The organism is Haloechinothrix salitolerans, from assembly GCF_042662605.1.
Taxonomy (GTDB): Bacteria; Actinomycetota; Actinomycetes; order Mycobacteriales; family Pseudonocardiaceae; genus Haloechinothrix_A; species Haloechinothrix_A salitolerans.
Window position 1 is genome coordinate 1,199,959 of record NZ_JBHSXX010000001.1, and the last position, 15,573, is coordinate 1,215,531.

The 15,573-nt window shown below is 69.1% G+C and carries 15 protein-coding genes; 8 read left to right on the plus strand and 7 right to left on the minus strand.

Going from position 1 to position 15,573, the window contains the following annotated elements:
* From ACFQGD_RS05745 to ACFQGD_RS05755, 3 genes are all read left to right on the plus strand, one after another.
* Window positions 1–366 (plus strand): DUF2203 domain-containing protein, encoded by a 366-nt coding sequence (locus ACFQGD_RS05745; RefSeq protein ID WP_345395972.1) that lies wholly within the window; start codon window positions 1–3, stop codon window positions 364–366.
* 26 nt (window positions 367–392) lie between these two features.
* Window positions 393–1,010, plus strand: a complete 618-nt coding sequence (locus ACFQGD_RS05750; RefSeq protein ID WP_345395975.1) for a TetR/AcrR family transcriptional regulator — start codon at window positions 393–395, stop codon at window positions 1,008–1,010.
* A gap of 106 nt (window positions 1,011–1,116) precedes the next feature.
* Window positions 1,117–1,587, plus strand: a complete 471-nt coding sequence (locus ACFQGD_RS05755) for a Rieske (2Fe-2S) protein (RefSeq protein ID WP_345395978.1) — start codon at window positions 1,117–1,119, stop codon at window positions 1,585–1,587.
* Window position 1,588: 1 nt separating this feature from the next.
* Here the strand turns inward: ACFQGD_RS05755 and ACFQGD_RS05760 are convergent, their stop codons facing one another.
* Together ACFQGD_RS05760 and ACFQGD_RS05765 are read right to left on the minus strand one after the other, a co-directional pair.
* Window positions 1,589–2,329: a hypothetical protein gene (locus ACFQGD_RS05760; RefSeq protein ID WP_345395981.1), complete on the minus strand. Its 741-nt coding sequence runs from the start codon at window positions 2,327–2,329 to the stop codon at window positions 1,589–1,591.
* Between the two features lie 87 nt (window positions 2,330–2,416).
* Window positions 2,417–3,274 carry a hypothetical protein gene (locus ACFQGD_RS05765; protein WP_345395984.1) on the minus strand — a complete coding sequence of 286 codons (858 nt, stop codon included), beginning with the start codon at window positions 3,272–3,274 and terminating at the stop codon, window positions 2,417–2,419.
* A gap of 72 nt (window positions 3,275–3,346) precedes the next feature.
* Between ACFQGD_RS05765 and ACFQGD_RS05770 the strand changes: the two genes are divergently transcribed.
* Window positions 3,347–3,607: a DMT family transporter gene (locus ACFQGD_RS05770; protein WP_390183634.1), complete on the plus strand. Its 261-nt coding sequence runs from the start codon at window positions 3,347–3,349 to the stop codon at window positions 3,605–3,607.
* A 14-nt stretch (window positions 3,608–3,621) separates the two neighbouring features.
* Window positions 3,622–4,200 (plus strand): nucleotidyltransferase family protein, encoded by a 579-nt coding sequence (locus tag ACFQGD_RS05775; RefSeq protein ID WP_345395987.1) that lies wholly within the window; start codon window positions 3,622–3,624, stop codon window positions 4,198–4,200.
* Here ACFQGD_RS05775 and ACFQGD_RS05780 read toward each other — a convergent pair.
* The 3 genes from ACFQGD_RS05780 to ACFQGD_RS05790 all read right to left on the minus strand — a co-directional run bounded on the left by ACFQGD_RS05780 (window position 4,187) and on the right by ACFQGD_RS05790 (window position 6,428).
* Window positions 4,187–4,789 carry a TetR/AcrR family transcriptional regulator gene (locus tag ACFQGD_RS05780; RefSeq protein WP_345395990.1) on the minus strand — a complete coding sequence of 201 codons (603 nt, stop codon included), beginning with the start codon at window positions 4,787–4,789 and terminating at the stop codon, window positions 4,187–4,189. The two genes, ACFQGD_RS05775 and ACFQGD_RS05780, sit on opposite strands and share 14 nt — an antisense overlap.
* A gap of 70 nt (window positions 4,790–4,859) precedes the next feature.
* Complete coding sequence (locus tag ACFQGD_RS05785; RefSeq protein ID WP_345395993.1) at window positions 4,860–5,126, minus strand: DUF2277 domain-containing protein; 267 nt, start codon at window positions 5,124–5,126, stop codon at window positions 4,860–4,862.
* Window positions 5,127–5,177: 51 nt separating this feature from the next.
* A complete protein-coding gene (locus ACFQGD_RS05790; RefSeq protein WP_345395996.1) occupies window positions 5,178–6,428 on the minus strand; it encodes an NADH:flavin oxidoreductase/NADH oxidase family protein in 1,251 nt (416 codons plus the stop codon).
* A gap of 269 nt (window positions 6,429–6,697) precedes the next feature.
* Between ACFQGD_RS05790 and ACFQGD_RS05795 the strand changes: the two genes are divergently transcribed.
* The 3 genes from ACFQGD_RS05795 to ACFQGD_RS05805 all read left to right on the plus strand — a co-directional run bounded on the left by ACFQGD_RS05795 (window position 6,698) and on the right by ACFQGD_RS05805 (window position 11,624).
* Entirely contained in the window at window positions 6,698–8,836 is a 2,139-nt protein-coding gene (locus ACFQGD_RS05795; protein ID WP_345395999.1) for a hypothetical protein, read from the plus strand.
* 158 nt (window positions 8,837–8,994) lie between these two features.
* Entirely contained in the window at window positions 8,995–9,600 is a 606-nt protein-coding gene (locus ACFQGD_RS05800) for a PadR family transcriptional regulator (protein ID WP_345396002.1), read from the plus strand.
* Complete coding sequence (locus ACFQGD_RS05805) at window positions 9,597–11,624, plus strand: NADPH-dependent 2,4-dienoyl-CoA reductase (protein ID WP_345396005.1); 2,028 nt, start codon at window positions 9,597–9,599, stop codon at window positions 11,622–11,624. Before ACFQGD_RS05800 ends, ACFQGD_RS05805 begins: the two co-directional genes overlap by 4 nt.
* A gap of 95 nt (window positions 11,625–11,719) precedes the next feature.
* On the opposite strand, the gene mreB is transcribed toward ACFQGD_RS05805, so the two are convergent.
* Complete coding sequence (mreB, locus tag ACFQGD_RS05810) at window positions 11,720–12,709, minus strand: rod shape-determining protein (RefSeq protein ID WP_345396008.1); 990 nt, start codon at window positions 12,707–12,709, stop codon at window positions 11,720–11,722.
* A 49-nt stretch (window positions 12,710–12,758) separates the two neighbouring features.
* Window positions 12,759–15,572: an FtsW/RodA/SpoVE family cell cycle protein gene (locus tag ACFQGD_RS05815; protein WP_345396011.1), complete on the minus strand. Its 2,814-nt coding sequence runs from the start codon at window positions 15,570–15,572 to the stop codon at window positions 12,759–12,761.
* Window position 15,573 lies beyond the last annotated feature (1 nt).

The window sequence follows — 15,573 nt, forward strand, 5'->3', positions numbered from 1 at the left end:
ATGTCGCTGTTCACGGTGGAGGAAGCGCGTGCGGAGCTGCGCCAGCTCCGTCCGGTGATCGACGAGGTCGTCACCCTGCGGGCGGACGCGGCCGAGCTCGCGGTGGCGACGTCGCCGGGCGGCAGCCCTTCGGACCTTGGCGGGCTGCCCGAGCTCAAGGCCAAGCAGGCGCGTCTTGACGAGCTGATCACGCTCATCCAGGAGTCCGGCGCCGAGATCAAGGGCTTCGCGCCGCTGCTGCTCGACTTCCCGTCCGAGCTGGACGGGGAGCAGGTGCTGCTGTGCTGGCTGGAAGGCGAGGACGGCATCGACTGGTACCACCGGCGTGATCTGGGTTTCGCCGGTCGCCGTCGCCTGCCTGAGTGAGGCGCCCGCCCCGTACAGTTGGGGTCGTGGCGACAGCGCGTTCGACGTTCCGGGAATCGGTGCGGTCGCTGCTGCGTGAGCAGCTCCTCGATGCGGCGTCCGAATCCCTCGTTGCTGGCGGGTGGAACCAGCTCAAGATGGCCGACGTCGCCCGTGCGGTCGGTGTCAGTAGGCAGACCGTCTACAACGAGTTCGGCAACAAGACCAGCCTCGGCGAGGCGCTCGCCATGCGTGAGGCGGAGCGGTTCCTCGACGGTATCGCCGCCATTCTGGACCAGCACCCTGACGACCTGCTCGACGCCATCACCGCGGCCGTGGAGTACACGCTCGGCGAAGCCGAGGTCAACCCGCTGCTCAAAGCCATACTGACCGCCACGCGCGGTGGTGCGACCGAGCTGTTGCCGTTCGTCACCACCCGCTCAGGGCCGATCCTGGCCGCCGCGACCCGCGTCCTGCTGACGTACCTCAACGATCACTGGCCCGAGATCGAACTCGACGAGGCCGAGCGCACTCTCGTCGTCGAGTCGATCGTTCGGCTGGTGGTCAGCCACCTCGTCATGCCATTGGCGCCAGCGGCAGAGGTCGCGCGACAGATTTCCTGGCTGGCTAGCCGTATCCTGCGGCAACCGTCGCCCGAACGCTGAGAAGTTTCGCGGCGCACGCCGAAAATTTCCGTGTCAGCGTGAAATCCGCACCGAGGGTCTCGTACGAATAGGGTGTAACGAGTCACCCCGACGACAAGGACGAGTCATGCCGCAGAACCACCACAGCAAGGACACCACTGAAACGTCGATCCCGCGCAGGGCGGCCGTCGCCGGGGCGGGCGCGCTCGCGGTCGCTGGCGTCGCGGGGGTCGCCGCCTGCGGCAGCGGCGACGGCGGTGGAAACGGCGGTAACGGTGGCAGTAGCGGGGGCGACGCGCCGGAGACGGGCACCGTGCTGGGCAATGCCAGCGACGTCCAAGTTGGCGGCGGGGCGGTGTTCGCCGACGCCGAGGTCGTCGTCACGCAGCCGTCAGAGGGAGACTTCCAGGGCTTCAGCGCGGTGTGCACGCACCAGGGCTGCATCGTGGAGAAGGTCGAGGGCGGCACGATCAACTGCGGCTGTCACGGCAGCAAGTTCAACGCCGCTGACGGCTCGGTCGCGCAGGGCCCTGCCTCGGATCCGCTGCCGAAGCGGCAAGTCGAGGTCAACTCGTCCGGCGAGATCGTCGTCGGCTGAGTCAGACGTCGATCGCCGTCTCCTGGAAGCTGTTGATCACCTGCTGGATCACCGGCCCCGCCTTGGCGGCATGCGACGGTGTCGTGGCGCCGATGACCTCGTAGAACGCCTTGTCGCCTCGCAAGGCGGTGGCCCAGTAGACGAACCGCGTGCCGCCGGAGCTGCCGACGAAGTGCCAGCGCACCGCGGGCATGCCGTTCACGGTCAGGTGGCGTTTGTGCTTGACCCGCATCTTCTTGAGGTTGGACCGTGCCGAGTCGTGAACCAGCGCAGCGAACTCGCCGAAACCGGCGAAGTTTCGCTTGTTGGCGGTGACCACGACGACGAACCGCGGTTGGTCCGGGTCGCCGATCTTGAGTGCGAGGTCCCCGAGGTCGGCGTCCTTGCCTGGTTTGCGCCAGTGCTTCGGCACGGTCAGTTCGCTCTTGCCGTCCTTTGTCTTGACGACGCGTCCGTGTGGCCGGGGCCGCTCGCTAGACGCGGGCGGCTTGGGTGGCGTGGTAGTGGTTGTCGTGGGCTCGGACCGCGATGCGATCAGCCCTGGTGATGCACTGGCTTGTCCGGGCGTGCTTGGCGGCGGGATCAGCAGCGCGGCCGCCGCGACCGCGCCGCCGGCCGCCAGCGTGGGCACCAGCGTCAGGACCAGCAGCCGGACCCGCTTACGGGGCCGTGGTGCGGGTGGCGGTGGGGTGGCCATTCCGTTGGGCGGTACCCAGCCGCTGAAACCTGGCGTGGGCATCATGAATCGTGTGTCCCCCATTCGTGTTGCGCGCAGGGGGTGCATGCTAGCGCATCGACCCGATAGGGCGGGGCGAGGCGACGGGGCCGGTCAGTCCACCGGTTGCAGAAAACCGGTCAACTCGACCGTTCCCGGTCCATATTGGTCAGCGAGTTCGTCCCGCAGTTCGTCGGTGGCGACGTAGACCTCAAGCCGCACGACGTTGCCAGGTTCGTCGATGCCGCCCGAAATGAAGCCGGGGACGTCCTTGATCTCCCGCTGGACTTCCTCCAACCGTTCGTAGCTGCGTTCGGCCTTGCTCACGCACAACGGGCCGCCCCACACCTCACGGATCCACTCGCGTTTGGCGGCGAGGTCGCCGGTGAAGCTCACGTTCAGCACCGCCTTTCGCGGCGGGCCAAGTGGATCGAGCCAGGCTCCGGCGAACTCGGAGGCCGTCCGCGCGCGGGTGATCGCACGCTGCTGGTCTTCGGGGCCGGCCTTGTCGGGATCGACGTCTTGCCAGCCGCCATCGGGTTCCTCGCACGGCGTCGTGCTCTCGTCAGCGGGCTCACCAGGAGTCGGTTCGGCGGGTGGCTCCGGCGGCGAAGGGGGCTCGGTGAGGTGCAGCCGTTCGCCGTCCCATGTGCCGACGACCGTGTACTCGCCCCACTGGACGTCGCCTTGTGCCTGCGATTCGACCTCGTCCCAGTCCCAGCCGACGATGTCCAGGCCACCGCACTGTGGCGGGTAGGACGTCGCGACGACGCCGCAGAGCTGCGGGCCGTGCGACTCGTTCTCCAGCACCGTTCCCGTCGCGGTGTAGCGCTGGTCGTCACTGACGGCGGGGTCGCCGCTGGTGCTAGCGTTGCCGTTGGCGGCGGGCGCTTGTGGCGTCCCGCATGCCGTGATGGCAAGCGCACCGGCGAGACTCGCCGCGAGGATCACTCGGGTCGGATGTTCGATCATGGCGTCGCTCCCGTCTCGTCAGGATTGTCGCCTCCCTGACGAGATCGCGCGAGTGATCGGTTGCACGGCCGAGTGAAGACAGCGGCAGGGCCACGGCGGAAACCCGCCAGCGTCGGCGTGTCCGGGACGGCGCTGGCGCGGACGACGGCCGGCAAGATGTGTTCGACGACGTATGTCGCTCCCGCGCTGGTCGTGCTGATGTCGTGGGCGCTGCTGGGTGAGGTGCCTGGCTTGCTGACGCTGGCTGGTGGTGTGCTGTGCCTGGCGGGGGTGGCGGTGTCGCGCTCTCGTAGGCGAGTCCCGGTGCCGGAACTCGCGCGGACGGGTGACTGAGACAGGAGGTGCGGATGACGGTCGCGGGGGTGCTGCTGGCAGCTGGCGAGGGCTCACGGCTCGGGCGGCCGAAGGCGCTGGTCGAGCTGGGTGGGACGTCGCTGGCCGCGCGTGGCGTCGCGGTGCTCACCGAGGCCGGCTGTGCCCCGGTGCACGTCGTGACCGGCGCGGTGGACGTCGAGCTGCCCGGCGTCACGCTGGTGAACAACCCGGACTGGCGCACCGGAATGGGCTCATCGCTGCGGGCGGGGCTCGCGTCGCTGCCTGATGACGTCGACGCCGTCGTGCTCGCACTCGTCGACCAGCCGCTGATCACCCCGGACGTGGTGCGCCGCCTCATCGCCGCCTATCAGAGCGGCGCGCGGGCCGCGATCGCCACGTACGAAGGCAGGCAGCGCAACCCGGTGTTGTTGCGCAGGGAACTCTGGGCCGATGCCGCCGACGCGGCCCATGACGACGTCGGCGCGCGGGCCTACCTGCGAGCGCATCCCGAGGTCGTCACCGAGGTGGAGTGCGGCGACGTCGCTGATCCCGCCGACATCGACACCGAGGCCGACCTCGCGGCGCTGGAACGCCGCCTCAGCGCTCGCTGACCGCGCGGCCAGCGACCAGTCGCATCACGTCGGTGAGCACACCGACCGGAATGGTGGGATCGATGGCACGTTGGATGCCGAGCCCGATGCCAAGGCTGAGCAGCGCGGTCGCCGCGTCGTCCGACGACAGCGGCAGGTCGAGGCCGAACTCCGTCGAGTTGGCGGTGACCAGACCCGCGATGATGTCGCGGATGCCCTTGTCGCGGCGCGCCAGCTCGGTGCGCAGCCGCTCGTCGCGGCGCGCGTTGACGGCGAACTCCACCTCGAGCGCGGTCCATGCCTGGTCGCCGATGTTGCGTTCCGCCCACTCCTGAAACCGGGTGAGGCGTTCCTCGACGGTGGTCGAACCGGTGATCACCTCGGCGATGCGGGCGGCCTGCTCGGCATGGATGTCGTCGAGCACGGCGAGGCAGAGCTCATCCTTGTTGCGGAAGTTGGAGTACACCGCGCCCTTGGAGTACCCGGCGGCGTCGGCGACCTTGTCCAGCGAGGTCGGGCCGTAGCCGTCCCGCAGGAACAGTTCCTTCGCGGTCGCGATGAGCTGCTCGCGGGTGCGCGCCTGGCTCTCCGCTCTGCTGAGTCTGGGCATGGCGTCCACCCTATCGACGCCGTGCGTCGACGATGACGATCCCGAGATCCGGAGATGGCCGAGCCACGCGTCACCCGAACCGGCGGGCGGCGCGTTCCTTGGCTTTCGCGGCCTCCACTTCGCGGTCCTTCGGTGGTGCGGTGGTCACGAGCGAGTCGAGCAGCGTGCGGGTGGCCTCCTCGATGGCGGCGACGGCCGTGTTGAACGCCTCGGCGTTGGCGGCCGACGGCTTCGATGACCCGCTGATCTTGCGGACGTACTGCAGTGCGGACGCGTGGATCTCGTCGTCGGTGGCTGGTGGATCGAAGTTGTGCAGGACCTTGATGTTGCGGCACATACGGCCAGTCTTCCAGCGCTCGCCCGCCGGTACCAGGGCCGCGAGCCGTCGTCAGCCGCTGAAGCCGCGCTTCGGCCTGCGAAAGCTCTGCACGCCGGTGGTCGCGAAGTACTGCGCGAGGTTGCGCAGCGGATGTCTGCGCGGCGCGGGGTCCTTACCGTCGCCCATCCGCCAGAGCTGGACGGTGTGCCACGACAGTTCGGCGGCGCTGTCTAGCACGCGGATGCCGATGCGGCGGGGCTGGACGTCGCTGGCCGCGGTGGCGCCGGACAGCAGCCGGGCGGGCAGGTCCGGTTCGAGCGCCAGCGGCCTGCCGAGGCCGACAACGTCGACCGCGCCGGAGGCCAGAGCATCGGCCATGCCTTCGGCGGTGCGGAACCCGCCGGTCAGCATGAGCGGCAACGACGTCGCGGCCCTGACACGCTCGGCGTAGTCCAGGAAGTACGCCTCGCGTTTCCGCGTGCTCTCCTTGACCGGCTCCGACGACACTCCCATCATCGCGGCGGACTCGTAGGTGCCACCGGATACTTCCAGCAGGTCGATGCCCTCGTCGGCAAGGGCGAGCACGACGTGCAGCGACTCGTCCTCTGTCATGCCGCCGCGCTGGAAGTCCGCCGAGTTGAGCTTCACGCCGAGCGGGACGTCGGCGCCGATCGCGGTGCGGACGGCGCGCACTACCTCGAGCAGAAACCGCCGGCGCTTCTCCGGCGTGCCGCCCCAGTCGTCGGTGCGGTGGTTGGACAGCGGCGAGAGGAACTGGCTGATCAGGTAGCCGTGTGCCGCGTGGATCTGCACGCCGGTGAAGCCCGTGGCGGTCACGGTCTTCGCGGTGGCGGCGAACCGGTCGATAATGTCGACGATCTCGTCATGTTCGAGCGCCCTCGGAGTGCCGAACGTGCCGCCGGGCAGATCGACGCCGATCGCCGACGGTGCCACCGGTCGCGAGTTGAGCGTTCGGGGCACCTGACGTCCAGGGTGGTTGATCTGTACCCAGGCGTGTGCGCCGTTGGCGGTGGCAGCGGCGGCCCACTGGGACAGCGCCGTGCTGTCGCGGTCGTCGGTGACGACGACGTTGCCGGGTTCGCCGATCGCGTCGTAGTCGACCATCACGTTGCCGGTGACCAGCAGTCCGGCGCCAGACGTCGACCAGCGCTCGTACAGTCTGCGCAGCCGGGGGCTCGGCGCGTTGCGCTTGTCGCCGAGGCCTTCGCTGAGTGCGGCTTTGGCGATGCGGTTCGGCAGTGTCACCCCGCAGGGCAGGGTGAACGGCTCAGCCAGCATGGACTGCGGCGACGTCGACATGAGGCACCTCTCGCGGTCGGTGACGGCGGTTAGACGTCCGTCTAGATAAAAGCTACCGATGAGTAGATTTGCTGGTCAACGCTCTGGTCTTCCGGTGATGTGCGAACAACTGTGATGAGCACGGCGAATGACCCGATGGTGATCTGGCTTACTCCGTGCTATTCGTGGCACCATAGTTACCTGTAACTTCCAGTCACAGCTACGATAGGTAACAGCGCTTGCGCTGGCTCGCTGGCCGTGTCGCCCGCAGGACCCGGAGAGGAACACCGATGTTCGTCGCGCAACAGCCGCTACCCGCGCCACCGGCTGGTGGTGCCGCGATTGGCGAGGTGCTGATCGCACTCGTGATCAGCCTCGGCGTGATGCTGCCCGTCGGGTGGTTCCTGATTCGCGAACGCGCGGGCAAGCCGACGGTAATCGGCCGCGCCGCCGACTGGGTCGCCAGCAAGGACGGCCTACCGCGCTGGGCGGGGCTGCCGTCGTACCTGACCATCACCGCGCTGCTCACCGCGGGCTTCGGCGTGTGGTGGGACGTCGCGACCCACATGCAGAACGGCCGCGACGAGGGACCGCTCGCCAACCCGTCGCACTACCCGATCTTCCTGGCGATCCTCGGGTTCTTCAGCGCGGGCATCATCAGCATGACGCTGGCCAAGGGCCAGCTCCCGCGCCGCAGCTTCCGCATCGCACCCGGCTGGCACGCCCCGATGGGCGCCATGATCATCACGGCGGCTGGTGCGATCGCGCTGGTCGGCTTCCCGGCCGACGACGTCTGGCACCGGCTGTTCGGTCAGGATGTCACCGAGTGGGGCCCGACCCACATCATGATGATCGGTGGCGCGGTCACCTGCGTGCTCGGCATCCCGCTGCTGTTCGCCGAGGCGCGCCAGCTCGGTTACCCCGGCGCACTCGGGTTCGCGGGCAAGCTCCGCAGCGCCATCGCGCTGAGTGTGTGCATCGTGCCGTTCGCGTTCCTGATGGAGTTCGACCTCGGTGTGCCCCAGTTCCCGGCCGCGACGCAGTTCATCATCGCCGGCTTCCTGATCGGATGGATCTTCACCGCCGTCCGCGCCTACTTCGGGCCCGGCGGCGCGCTGCTCGCCTGGGGCATCTACATCGGCGCGCACCTGTTCCTGATGGGCACCACCGCGCTGCTGGACGACGTCCTGCTCGCCCGGTTCCTGCTGTTCCTCCCGTCGGCGGTGTTGATCGAGCTGGTCGCGCTGGTCGTCTCGCCTCGGAGGGGTATCGCGTTCGGCGTGACGTCCGGTGTGCTGGTCGGCACGCTCGGCATGCTGGCTGAGTGGCAGTGGAGCAAGGTCTTCATGCCGTTGCCGCAGCCGCTGCCCGCGTCCGCGCTGCCGCTGATGCTGGCGGTCGCGACGGCCGCCGCGATCGGCGGTGGTCTGCTCGCCGGATGGCACGTCCGGATGCTGGAGCGGATCGGCAGCCGTGACGGCGTCAGCCACGAGACGTCCTTCGACGGTTTCGAGTCCGTGCTACGCAGGGGGCGGCTCGGGTTCGCGGTCGCGCCGGGACGCGCGTTGTTCGGGTTCTGGCAGCGCCGTCAGGTCGCGCTGACCTCGCCAAGTGAGGGCGGCGTGCTCCGCAAGCACGGCGCGGGGCTGGCCGGTGCGCTGGTGTTCATCGCACTGATGGCGGTGTTCGCGCCACCGACGGCGAACCACGGGATCACCGGCACGGTCCAGCTCAGCGACGTCACGTACGAGGACGGTCGCCAGGCGGAGGAGTGCGACGGCGAGGAGAAGTGCCTCGCGCGGGTTGCCGTCACGATGGAGCCTGCCGCCGCGGCCGACGACGCGGTGTGGTTCTACGCGCTGGCCTGGCAGGGTCGGCATGCCAACGCGGAGCCGGACCTGCCGCGCGATCCGATGGGCGACGCGCCTGGTGTGCTTCGGGTGCGTATGGTGCCGACCGGCACGCCCGGCGAGTACGTCTCCGAGCACAAACTGCCGTTCTACGGCAACTGGAAGACGCTGATCCGGCTGCACCAGGCACCGACGGTGCACATGGCGCTGCCGCTGCACGCGCCGAACGACCCGGCCATCGAGTCGGCAAAGGGGCGGCAGATCGTGACCGGTGACGGCGAGACCGTCGAGCTGATCACTGAGCGCGAGTTCCTGCAGCGCGAGATCAAGGACGACGTCCCGAGCTGGCTGTGGGCCGCCGCGTACGGCGTCGTCAACACCTCGTGGCTGGTGCTGATCGGCTTCTACGGCTGGTGCTACGCGATGGCCGCCTACGGTGCGCCGAACGTGCGTCGCCGCACGGCGTCCGGTGCGGGCTCGGCGGGCGACGGCGGCTCCGGCCCCAGCACCGATGGCGCGGCGTCGTCCGGCAAGGCGCCGGCCGGTGGCGCGAAGCATCGCGCGTCTAGCGGGGTCTGAGCGCGCGGTGACGTCGTGCGGTGAACGACGCTGACGGCCGCGCCGGGTGGATCATGAGACGTTTTGGTCGTTATAGCGACCACTTTGCCTCACGATCCACATCGTGGCACCTATGCAACTAGTTGCTATGCGCCTAGTTGCATAGTAATCTTCCCGCCATGGCGCTGGAGCACGCGATCCTGGTCTCGCTTGAGGAGCGGGCCGGGTCTGGCTATGAGCTGGCGCGGCGGTTCGACCGGTCGATCGGCTTCTTCTGGGCGGCCAGCCACCAGCAGATCTACCGGACGCTCAAGCGCATGGTGGAGCGCGGCTGGGTCACCGTCACCGACGTCGCGCAGGAGGGCAGGCCGGATAAGAAGGTCTACCGCGCCACGGACGGCGGCAGGGCGGAACTCTCTCGCTGGCTCGCCGAGCCGACCGAGCCGGTCACGGTGCGCAGCGAACTCGCCGTCAAGATCAGGGGCGCGTCGCTCGGCGATCCCGATGTCGTGATCGAGGAGATCGCCAGGCACCGTGCGCACCATGCCGAGCGGCTCGACGTCTACCGCGTCATCGAGAAGCGCGACTTCGGTGACCCCGCCGGTCTGCGGGGGCAGCGGTTGCACCAGTACCTCGTCCTGCGCGGCGGTATCAGGGCCGAGCAGGGCCAGCTCGAGTGGTGCGACGAACTGCTCACCGCCCTCCACCGCGACCGTGCCGCCACCGACGGTCCCCGAGCCGATGACACCCCCCACCGCACGGCCGACACCGAAGGATCACCATGACCGAGTACCCCACCTTGTTGCAGCCGCTCGATCTCGGCTTCACGACGTTGCGCAATCGCGTGCTGATGGGCTCGATGCACACCGGCCTCGAGGACCGCGCGTCGGACTTCGACAAGCTCGGCGCCTACTTCGCCGAGCGGGCACGGGGTGGCGTCGGGCTGATGGTCACCGGTGGTTTCTCCCCGAACCGCACCGGCTGGTTCTATCCGTTCGCGTCGAAGCTGAGCACGCACGCCGAGGCGCGCAATCACCGGACGGTCACGGATGCCGTGCACGAGGCGGGCGGCAAGATCGCGCTGCAACTGCTGCACGCGGGCCGCTACTCGTACCACCCGCTGTCGGTGTCCGCGTCGTCGATCAAGTCTCCGATCAACCCGTTCCGGCCGAGGGCACTGTCCGGTCGCGGCGTGCGCCGCCAGATCGCGGACTTCGCCAACGCCGCGGCGCTCGCCCGCGAGGCTGGCTACGACGGCGTCGAGATCATGGGCTCCGAGGGCTATTTCATCAACCAGTTCCTCGCGCCGCGCACCAACAAGCGCACGGACGCGTGGGGCGGCTCGCCGGAGAATCGCCGCAGACTCGCCGTGGAGATAGTGCGCGAGACCCGCGACGCGGTGGGTGACGACTTCATCATCATCTACCGACTGTCCATGTTGGACCTTGTCGACGGTGGCCAGACCTGGGACGAGGTCGTCGCGCTGGCCAAGGAGGTCGAGGCGGCGGGCGCCACGATCATCAACACCGGCATCGGCTGGCACGAGGCGCGGGTGCCGACCATCGTGACGTCGGTGCCGAGAGCGGCGTTCACCAACGTCACCGCGAAGCTCAAGCCGCACGTCGACGTCCCTGTCGTCACGTCGAACCGCATCAACATGCCGCAGGTCGCGGAGGAGGTCTTGGCGCGCGGCGATGCCGACATGGTGTCGATGGCGCGACCGTTCCTCGCCGACTCGGAGTGGGTACTCAAGGCGGAGTCCGGCCGCTCCGACGAGATCAACACCTGCATCGCATGCAACCAGGCGTGTCTTGACCACACCTTCTCGCTGAAGAAGGCCACCTGCATGGTCAACCCACGTGCGGTCAACGAGACCGAGTTGAACCTGCTGCCGACTCGCCATGCGAAGCGCATCGCTGTCGTCGGGGCGGGTCCTGCCGGGTTGTCGGCGGCGACTGGGCTCGCCGAGCGCGGTCACGACGTCGAGCTGTTCGAGGCGGAAGCCGAGATCGGCGGGCAGTTCGATATCGCGAGCAAGATCCCCGGCAAGGAGGAGTTCGCTGAGACCATCCGCTACTACACGAAACGGATCGAGCGGACCGGCGTCAAGCTGCGGTTGTCCACTCGTGTCACCGCCGACGACCTCGCCGACCGAGGCTACGACGAGGTGATCGTGGCGACCGGCGTGACGCCGAGGGTGCCGTCGATCCCCGGTATCGACCACCCATCCGTCCTGTCCTATGTGGACGCCGTGCGGCACGGCAAGCCGGTTGGGGAGCGGGTCGCGGTGATCGGTGCGGGCGGCATCGGCGTCGACGTCAGCGAGTTCCTGACGCACGCCGACTCACCCACCCTGGACGTCGACGCCTGGCGTACCGAGTGGGGCGTTACCGACCCTGCCGCCGCGCGCGGCGGTCTGGCGAAGCCAGCACCGGAGGCGTCCCCGCGCACGGTCTACCTGTTGCAGCGCAAGACGTCCAAGATCGGCAAGGGGCTCGGCAAGACGACCGGCTGGGTGCACCGCGCGGCGCTGAAGGCGAAGCGGGTCGAGCAGGTCAGCGGCGTGCGCTACGACCGGATCGACGACGCGGGTCTGCACATCTCCTACGGCAAGAAACATGAGCAGAACAGGGTGCTCGACGTCGACACGATCGTGGTGTGCGCGGGGCAGGAGTCGCAACGCGACCTGGCGGACGCCCTCACCGAGCGCGGCGTGAGCACACACGTCATCGGCGGCGCGGACGTGGCCGCTGAGCTGGACGCCAAGCGCGCCATCGACCAGGGCACCCGGCTCGCCGCGAGGCTCTAACGCGGTGCCGGGACGGCGCGAAGTCGGCCGAACTGACAGCCGTGGAGGCCGGTGCGCTGGCTGGGGGTGCGCACCGGCCCGCGCCAGCCAGCCGGTCAGTCGCCGTAGACGGTCAGGACGTCCGGCAGCTCCAACGCGCGGGTGGCACCCTCGGCAACGCACGTCAGCGGACGCTCCGCCGTCTTCACCGGGAAGCCGAACGACTCCTCCAACAACTGTGTGAAGCCGCGCAGCATCGACCCGCCGCCCATGGCGAGCAGGCCCTCCGACATGACGTCGCCGACAGCCTGCGCCGGCAGGTCCTCGAGGCACGCCGTCAGAGTGTGCACGATCTCCATGGTCGTCGGCCGTAGCGCGTCGACGACCTCCTCGGTCTCCAGCGTCACCAGCCGGGCACGCCCGCTCGCGGCGTCGCGGCCCTCCACGACAAGCGGCTCGTCCGCGTCACCCTCGTGCAGCCGCTTCTTGAGATCCTCCGCCGTCAGCTCACCGACGACCAACTGGTGTTCGACGCGCAGGTACTGATACAGCGCGTTGGTGAGCTCGTCGCCCGCGACGCGGCAGCTGCGGTGGGTCAGGATGCCGCCGAAGCAGAACCCGGTGATCTCGGCCGTGCCGCCACCGAGGTCGACGACGAGATGCGCGCGTGGCTCGAGCGGGTCGATGCCGGAGCCGAGGGCGCCCGCGACGGGCTCTGGGATCAGCGCGACCTTGCGCAACCCCGCCTCGTGCGCGACTTCGAGCAGCGCGCGGCGTTCCAGCGCGGTCGCTCCCGCTGGCACCGCGATCACGCCTCGCGGGCGGAGGCCGAGCCACCAGCGGTGCGCGACCTTGCGGATGATCGCGCCGATGAAGGAGCGTGCCGACTCCAGGTCGACGATCACGCCGTCACGCAGCGGACGTTGCGTCTCGTAACCGTGCGGTGTGCGCCCGATCAGCTCGCGAGCCTGCGACCCGACCAGGACCGCCTTGGTTGGTGCGGTGCGCTTCACCAGCATCACCGACGGTTCGTTGAGAACGATCCCTCGTTCCGGCTCGCCGACGACCGTGTTCGCCGTTCCGAGGTCGATACCAAAACCACCCATTACGCGCTCCCCGACTTGTGTTTCGTGAACTTGTTCATCTCCGTAATCCTTAATCCCGGTTCTTCAGATAGTGCTCCAAGATCCGCGTCACCACCGGGCCGGACACCGCGGAGCCGTAGCCGCCGCTACGCACCATCACGGTTACGACCAGCCGCGGGTTCTCCGCGGGGACGAGCGCGGAGAACCAGGCGTGGGTGCCGCCGTTCGGGGCACTCGGGTCCTGTGCCGTGCCGGTCTTGGACAGCGCGGTGATCGGCAGCTTGGCGAGCTGCCCGCCGGTGCCCTCCGCGGCCGACAGCCGCATGCCCTTACGCACCGGGCCCAGTTTGTTCGCGAAGGGCAGGCGTTTCGGCTCGGTGCCCGTGATCGGTATGTTCTGCGCGCCGCCGTACGACCCCGCGAGCTGCGGCGTGACGAGTTTCCCGGTGCCGACACCGACGGTCCAGCGCGACAGCTGCAACGGCGTGGCCGTGACGGTGCCTTGCCCGATGCCCATCAGCACCGTCGAGCCCGGATACCAGTGCCCGCCGATCTCCGAGACCGTCTTCGGCGTGCCGAGGAAGCCGGATGCCTCGCCGGGCAAGTCGATCCCGGTCGGCGAGCCGATGCCGAGGTGCCTGGCGACGTTGGCGATCTTTTGCGGCCCGAGCTGGGCGGCCAGCTTGTAGAAGTAGACGTTGTCCGACCACTGGATCGCCTGGAACATGTTGTGTGGCCCCATTGGCTTCCAGTTGTTAAAGGTGTGGCCGCCATACGTGTACGCCCCACCGGTCGGGATGGTCCGTCCCGGCGGCAGCGCGCCGTACTTCATGTTGGCCGACGCCACGACGATCTTGAATGTCGAACCGGGCGGCGCCGCGACCTGCGTGGCGTGGTTGAACATCGGCAGGCCCGGCCCTTTGCCCACCTTCCGCAGCTTGTCCATGTCAACCGGCGGGCTGTAGACGTTGTTGTCGTATGACGGCACACTCGCCATCGCCTTCACCGCACCGGTGCGGGCGTCCATCACGATCGCGGCGCCCAGGTCACCCGGGCTGGTGCGCACCGCCTTGGCCAGCGCCTTGGTCGCCACCCGCTGCATCGACAGGTCCAGGTTGAGCCGGAGATCGTGCCCCGCGATCGGGTCGACGCGCTCCGCCGCGGCGACCGGCCGCCCGCCTGGGTCGACGTAGACGCATTGCTTGCCGTCCACGCCACGCAACACGGCGTCGTACTGCCGCTCGATACCCGACTTGCCGACGGTCGCGCCGAGCGCGATGTTGGGCCATCGCTCCATGTCGTTGGAGTCGGCGGTGCCGACGAAGCCAAGCACCGTGGCCAGCATCTTCCCGTAGGGATACGACCTGCGTTCGGACGGAACCACGAGCACGCCGGGCAGCTCGGCGTCGGCGACCTGCCGCGCCACGTTCGGCGGGACCCTGCCGACGCGCACCGACAGCTCGGTGCCTTCCCGCAGCGCGGTCTCCACCTCGGTGCGCTTGACGCCGACGACCTTCGCGAGTTGCCCTCTCGCGCGTTCGTCGGTGTCGGGGAACAGGCCCGGCACGACGCGCACCTCGTACTCGGTGCCGTTGCGGACGAGCGGCGCGCCGCTCGCGTCGGTGATGACGCCGCGTTCGGCTGGCAGCCGGATGCAGCGGGTCATCTGGTGCTCGCCTTGGAGCCGCAGCTCATCGCCGCGGGCGACCTGCAGCTGCCATGCCGTCATCGACATGCCGACAAGGCCGATCGTGAGCCCGAACGCGCCGGAGCGCACCAGCCGGGGGTGCTGCCTGCGCTTCGGCGGCGGCGCCCACAGGGGACGCTGCACGCCGTCGCGCCGCGCGGCGAGCACGAACCCGAGCGCGGTGAGGTGCACGACCGCCGTGGTGCCGCCGTAGCTGAGTAGTGGAATGGGCAGCCCGGTGTGCGGGATGAGACTGAGGTTCACCGCGATCGACACGACGGCATGCAACCCGAACAGCACCGCGACGCCGGACGAGATCAGCGCGGCCTCGCGCGAGCGCGCCAGCCGCGCGGCGGCGGCGCAGCGCCAGACCAGTACCAGGATCGCCGCGACGGCCAGCACCGCCGCGACCAAACCCCAGCCATGCACAAGGCTGGCGAACGCCAGGTCGTGTTCGCGCTCGGGCAGATAGCTCGACCGCAGCCCATACAACGGTTCGCGGGCCATGCCGAACAGCCCGCCCTCGCCGATGGCGATGTCGGCCTGCATCGCGGCCCAGCCGGGGCCGTCGGCGTCGCGCGCACCGGTGAGGAAGGCGTGCACCCTGCTGAGCTGGTACGGCCGCAGTACGAGCACGGCGAGGGGCAGCGCGGCGACGCCGAGCCCGAACAGCGGCAGCAACGGCAGCAACGGCACCCTGGCCAACACCAGCATCAGCCCAGCCGCCGAGCCGATCACGATGGCCGATGACAGGTTCGGCTGCAGCGCGACGATCACGGCGGGCACGGCGGCGACGCCGAGCCCGAGCACGAAGCGGCCGATGCGGTAGCCGCGAGAGAGCAGCGTCGCCAGCGCGAGCACGACCGCGATCTTGGCCAGCTCGGCGGGTTGGACGGTGAAAAGTCCGAAGTCGATCCAGCGTCGTGCGCCGTTGATGGTCACGCCGAACACCGGGACGGCGAGCAGCAACCCGATCGCGATCCCGTAGACGGTCCACGCGATCCGGGGTAGCTCCGTCAGCCTGACCCGGCTCACCACGAGCAGCAGGCCGATGCCGAGCACCACGAACATGCCGTGGCGGATCGCGAGGTCGGCCATGCCGAGTGAGACCAGGTTCAGCAGGCCGAGCCCACCGAGAACAGCGGCAGCGAGGATCAACCACGGATCCGCGACGCGGTGGTCCTGTTGCGCGCGCATG

Excerpts from the sequence above, each read along its gene's own strand:
- ACFQGD_RS05800 (WP_345396002.1), top strand. The coding sequence starts at position 8,995 with ATGGCGCTGGAGCACGCGATCCTGGTCTCGCTTGAGGAGCGGGCCGGG.
- mreB (WP_345396008.1), bottom strand. The coding sequence starts at position 12,709 with ATGGGTGGTTTTGGTATCGACCTCGGAACGGCGAACACGGTCGTCGGC.
- ACFQGD_RS05780 (WP_345395990.1), bottom strand. The coding sequence starts at position 4,789 with ATGCCCAGACTCAGCAGAGCGGAGAGCCAGGCGCGCACCCGCGAGCAG.
- ACFQGD_RS05790 (WP_345395996.1), bottom strand. The coding sequence starts at position 6,428 with ATGTCGACGTCGCCGCAGTCCATGCTGGCTGAGCCGTTCACCCTGCCC.
- ACFQGD_RS05785 (WP_345395993.1), bottom strand. The coding sequence starts at position 5,126 with ATGTGCCGCAACATCAAGGTCCTGCACAACTTCGATCCACCAGCCACC.
- ACFQGD_RS05745 (WP_345395972.1), top strand. The coding sequence starts at position 1 with ATGTCGCTGTTCACGGTGGAGGAAGCGCGTGCGGAGCTGCGCCAGCTC.
- ACFQGD_RS05805 (WP_345396005.1), top strand. The coding sequence starts at position 9,597 with ATGACCGAGTACCCCACCTTGTTGCAGCCGCTCGATCTCGGCTTCACG.
- ACFQGD_RS05765 (WP_345395984.1), bottom strand. The coding sequence starts at position 3,274 with ATGATCGAACATCCGACCCGAGTGATCCTCGCGGCGAGTCTCGCCGGT.
- ACFQGD_RS05775 (WP_345395987.1), top strand. The coding sequence starts at position 3,622 with ATGACGGTCGCGGGGGTGCTGCTGGCAGCTGGCGAGGGCTCACGGCTC.
- ACFQGD_RS05760 (WP_345395981.1), bottom strand. The coding sequence starts at position 2,329 with ATGATGCCCACGCCAGGTTTCAGCGGCTGGGTACCGCCCAACGGAATG.
- ACFQGD_RS05815 (WP_345396011.1), bottom strand. The coding sequence starts at position 15,572 with ATGCGCGCGCAACAGGACCACCGCGTCGCGGATCCGTGGTTGATCCTC.
- ACFQGD_RS05795 (WP_345395999.1), top strand. The coding sequence starts at position 6,698 with ATGTTCGTCGCGCAACAGCCGCTACCCGCGCCACCGGCTGGTGGTGCC.
- ACFQGD_RS05755 (WP_345395978.1), top strand. The coding sequence starts at position 1,117 with ATGCCGCAGAACCACCACAGCAAGGACACCACTGAAACGTCGATCCCG.